This window comes from Ruficoccus amylovorans (genome assembly GCF_014230085.1).
In the GTDB taxonomy this organism is placed as follows: Bacteria; Verrucomicrobiota; Verrucomicrobiia; order Opitutales; family Cerasicoccaceae; genus Ruficoccus; species Ruficoccus amylovorans.
The window spans coordinates 1-3706 of record NZ_JACHVB010000055.1; the positions used below are offsets into that span (position 1 = coordinate 1).

Here is a 3706-nt window from a genome sequence, read left to right on the forward strand (position 1 = left end):
AATGGAGTGCAATTTGGAGTGCACCCCTCTGAGGCATAAACTTCCTCCAGCGTCTTGTTAGCCGCCAGCTTGGCGATGTTCATATAGTGCCGGGCTGTGGTCGAAGGATCTTTGTGTCGTAGGATGGCCTGAATAACGAGCAAAGGAACGCCACGCACAGCTAGCCAGTGGCCGTGTGAGTAGCGCAGGGAGTGGAAATCGTGGTCCCCGAACTCATTTTTGTACACCAATCCGGCGCGTTCCTGATCGACGCGAAACTGTTCGGAGCCGGGCAGCCGGAACGGCAAAACCTTGTCCTCCGGCTTCCATTTCTTCGGCCGCATGGAGTGCAATTGAGCCACAACCTTAGGCATAAGGGGGATTTGCTCGCTGGTTCGGCCTTTTGAGTACTTGGCGCGGATGATGGCTTGTGCCTTCCCGTCATCGATGAACACGTCACCCCAACGCGGGTTTTGCAGCTCGTTTTTGCGCAAGCCGGTCCAGTGCAGCAGCCATATTCCGATGCGATAGTCTGCCCGATGGGGTGGCTTCCCGTAGCGCATGAACGTTTCAAGCTCGTCATCCGTCCACTCGCGGCGGTTCTTGGTCTCATTGCCCCGCGTCTCGCACTTCTCGACGTACTCCAGCGGATCGCGCTCAATGATCCCCTGCTTTTTCAGCCAGTTGAGAAAGGCCCGCATGCTCAGCAGGTACTCGTTGATCGTCTTGGCTGAAAGCTCCCGGCCTGTCCGCTCGCAAACCGGCACTTGCCCGCGCCACTGTTCGAAGCCAGTTGGCGTAATGTCGCCCAGGTCTTCCCAGTTGCAGACTTCGGCCAGCGTCTTGATGCGCGTCACCGTGTCGTGGATGTGCTTTTGCCGTAACCGCTTGGCTGTGTGTGACCGTTCGTAGTCGGCTACCAGATCGAGGATTTTCCGCGTAGGTGCGCCAAAGAGGTGCGAAGGGACCGGCAGGCCTTGCTCTTGCAGGGCAATCCCCTGTTTGAGTTCCTTCTCGTGCTTGAGGGCGCGATCAAGATGGGTGGTACGTAGCGAGCGAGTTGTTTTCTTGCCGTTGATCCAGACTGAGCAAGAGTACGTTTTAGAGAACTTCCCGTTGCCGCGGGGTTGCCTGAAAACGCTCATCAGATCAGGCCATAGAGGCTTTTAGGTGACGCTCTGCGAACTTCTTCAAGTCCCGCAGCCGGTAACGCACATTGCGCGGCCCGAAGACCACCTTCTTGAGTCCCATATCAACAAAGCGCGGTATCTGCCGCGTCGAGCAGCGGTAAAAGGCAGCCGCTTCCTCTCGGGTCAGCAGGCTGTCGTCATTCAGTGTCGGTGTCATCTCGCTCATTCATTTCCCTTTCCAATAGACGTTGTTTGGTAAGCTTTTCCTTTTTGGCTTTCAGGGCTGCCTCGCGTCTTGCTTTCATCCCCTTGGGGAGCGGAACGTCAAGGTAGCTAAGGCCAGATTCTTCCACCAATTTGGAAAACTTGTTTCCGAGACGGAAAAAGGCCATGAAGCCAAAGCCACCCTTCATACAGCATTCGAGGATATAAACCACCATGCTGGACTTGGATTGGAAGCCGAGGTGGAGAGCAAAGTCATCAAGGGCTTTGCGCTCCTCCTCGGACAGGTAAATACTCATTGCCTTGGTGCGAGGACCGCGATCCTCACCCTGCGGGACTTGTCTTCCTTTACGTGGCATATTGGCAAACAATAATACCAATGTGCTTTAGTCAAGAGTGTTTTTGGTGCATTGATGAGCAAAGGAATCAATGATGCTGAACAAGATTCGACTGGGGAGTGAACTCACGTAGCCATAAAATAGTCTATGTTGCGCCTAGTGATGAGGGAAGGTAGCGTCCAAGTTGTTAATTAATTGATCCGCTTTATCACATGCTTGAAGCTGCACATCCAAAGCATCCATATAATGCTCAATTTTGATCCTAACCCTGTCGTCTTCTTCGGCGTTGGGTAGTTTAGCTTTAAATTCATCAAGAATAGTGCGCATACGCATAATGCTTTTATGCATTTTTGATGCGTTAATCAATGGCATGTTTATCTTTAATAATTTAAATGGATAGACAGCCCCGATTCCATTCGTAACAAGAACCATCCTGCCAAACATTTCTTTCACACACTGATCATCGCACGAATCTACATAGTCTAAAACGCTTCTATCTATTTCAACAAAAGGTGTTCCAACGTCGCATATGTGTTTTTGATTAAACCTTACATCTCCTTCTCGTGTATAGGCCCTCACGTACCCTGATCCAAAAAAAGTAAACCCATCGTGATATATATTTCCTTTTGTTATGTAGCCCCGGCAAAGCAAGCCGAGGCGCAGAAGGCCAAGTATAGACGAGGAACAATGCTTAACAACTTGTAGGATTCCAGATGGTGATGTTTCAGCTGATATTATGCAGCAATCAGATACTTGTGATACTTGAAAATCTAAGTCCTTAGATCGTTTTTTGCTATTTGGGCAGGTCATGGGGCCCGAACGTCGGACAATATCAACATCCGCGGGGGTTCCTAGTTTTTTGACTGCTTCTACAATTTGAACTGACGTAAGTCCGTCCCCGCGTTCTGATTTATCGACAATTTTTTTAAACCCGAGAATATCGATAAATGAAAGGCGGATGCCAACATCTAGGGAATAAAAAGGTGCGGAGGGCGAGAGGGTGCTTAAGCATGGCGGTTTGCGAGAACCAACATGTCAACAAGAAGCTACCGTCGCCTCCGCGTGGAGGATCGTCCCATTATTTATCGCATGCGTAAAGCCGGAAAGAGTCAGCGCGAGATCGCCCATTTTCTGGGGTTTTCTCAATCGAGCATCAGCAAGGAGCTGAGTCGTAATCGGGGGCTGCGCGGGTATCGTCCTGGACAAGCGCATGCCAAGGCGCTTGGGCGTCAGCAGTGCAAGCGTCGTCGTCACCGCGTGATCGAGGGAGAGTTGGAGGCCCTCGTGCGGGAGCGGATTGAGTGCAAGCACAGCCCCGAGCAGATCAGCGGAGCTCTGCGGCGGCAGGGGCGTCCGGCGCCTTCGCGTACGAGCATCTACACGTTTATCCAGGCTGACCGTGATCGCGGGGGCACGCTTTACCGGCACCTGCGCATCAACGGCAAACGCCGCTACCGGCACAAGAACAAAGCCAGCCGCCACAAGCTCCCGGCCCGCGTGGACATTGAGCTGCGGCCTGCGATCGTGCAGCGGCGCGAGCGTTACGGCGACTGGGAGGCGGACCTCATCGCCGGTTGCCGGGGTGGAGGCTACCTGCTGAGTCTTTACGAGCGCAAGAGCCGCTATGGGCGGCTGGCGCTGCTGCAAAGCAAAGATGCCAACGAGACCGCTGAGGCCATTATCGGCGTCCTGCAAGGCTACCGCGTGCACACCATCACCTATGACAACGGGCTGGAGTTCGCCGGACACCGGCGCGTCAGTGAGGCCCTCGGCGCAGCCGGATTCTTTTGCAAGCCCTACCACTCATGGGAAAAAGGCGGCGTCGAGAACTTCAACGGACTCGTCCGACAATACTTCCCCAAGGGCACAAACTTCCTCGATGTGGGCGAGCCTAGGCTCGCCCACATCGAAGCCCAACTCAACCAACGCCCACGCAAAACCCTACACTTCCTTTCTCCCAACAACCTCAAACTACACTTCGCCGCTTGACCACCTCAACCCAGCACAAAAATGATTCCTTAGAAGTTGGAATCCGCG

General features: G+C 53.3%; 5 protein-coding genes. 1 reads left to right on the forward strand and 4 read right to left on the reverse strand.

Going from position 1 to position 3706, the window contains the following annotated elements; genetic code table 11:
- From H5P28_RS16605 to H5P28_RS16620, 4 genes are all read right to left on the reverse strand, one after another.
- Positions 1 to 1124 (reverse strand): tyrosine-type recombinase/integrase (locus H5P28_RS16605; RefSeq protein WP_185676784.1); only part of this gene is annotated, 1124 nt, incomplete at its 3' end.
- A gap of 4 nt (positions 1125 to 1128) precedes the next feature.
- Complete coding sequence (locus H5P28_RS16610; protein WP_185676821.1) at positions 1129 to 1326, reverse strand: hypothetical protein; 198 nt, start codon at positions 1324 to 1326, stop codon at positions 1129 to 1131.
- Entirely contained in the window at positions 1307 to 1690 is a 384-nt protein-coding gene (locus tag H5P28_RS16615) for a hypothetical protein (protein WP_185676822.1), read from the reverse strand. The genes H5P28_RS16610 and H5P28_RS16615 overlap by 20 nt, the downstream gene beginning before the upstream one ends.
- A 135-nt stretch (positions 1691 to 1825) precedes the next feature.
- Complete coding sequence (locus H5P28_RS16620; protein WP_185676823.1) at positions 1826 to 2479, reverse strand: hypothetical protein; 654 nt, start codon at positions 2477 to 2479, stop codon at positions 1826 to 1828.
- 222 nt (positions 2480 to 2701) lie between these two features.
- Here H5P28_RS16620 and H5P28_RS16625 point away from each other — a divergent pair, with 222 nt between their 5' ends.
- Positions 2702 to 3658: an IS30 family transposase gene (locus tag H5P28_RS16625; protein ID WP_281398168.1), complete on the forward strand. Its 957-nt coding sequence runs from the start codon at positions 2702 to 2704 to the stop codon at positions 3656 to 3658.
- Positions 3659 to 3706: the final 48 nt, after the last annotated feature.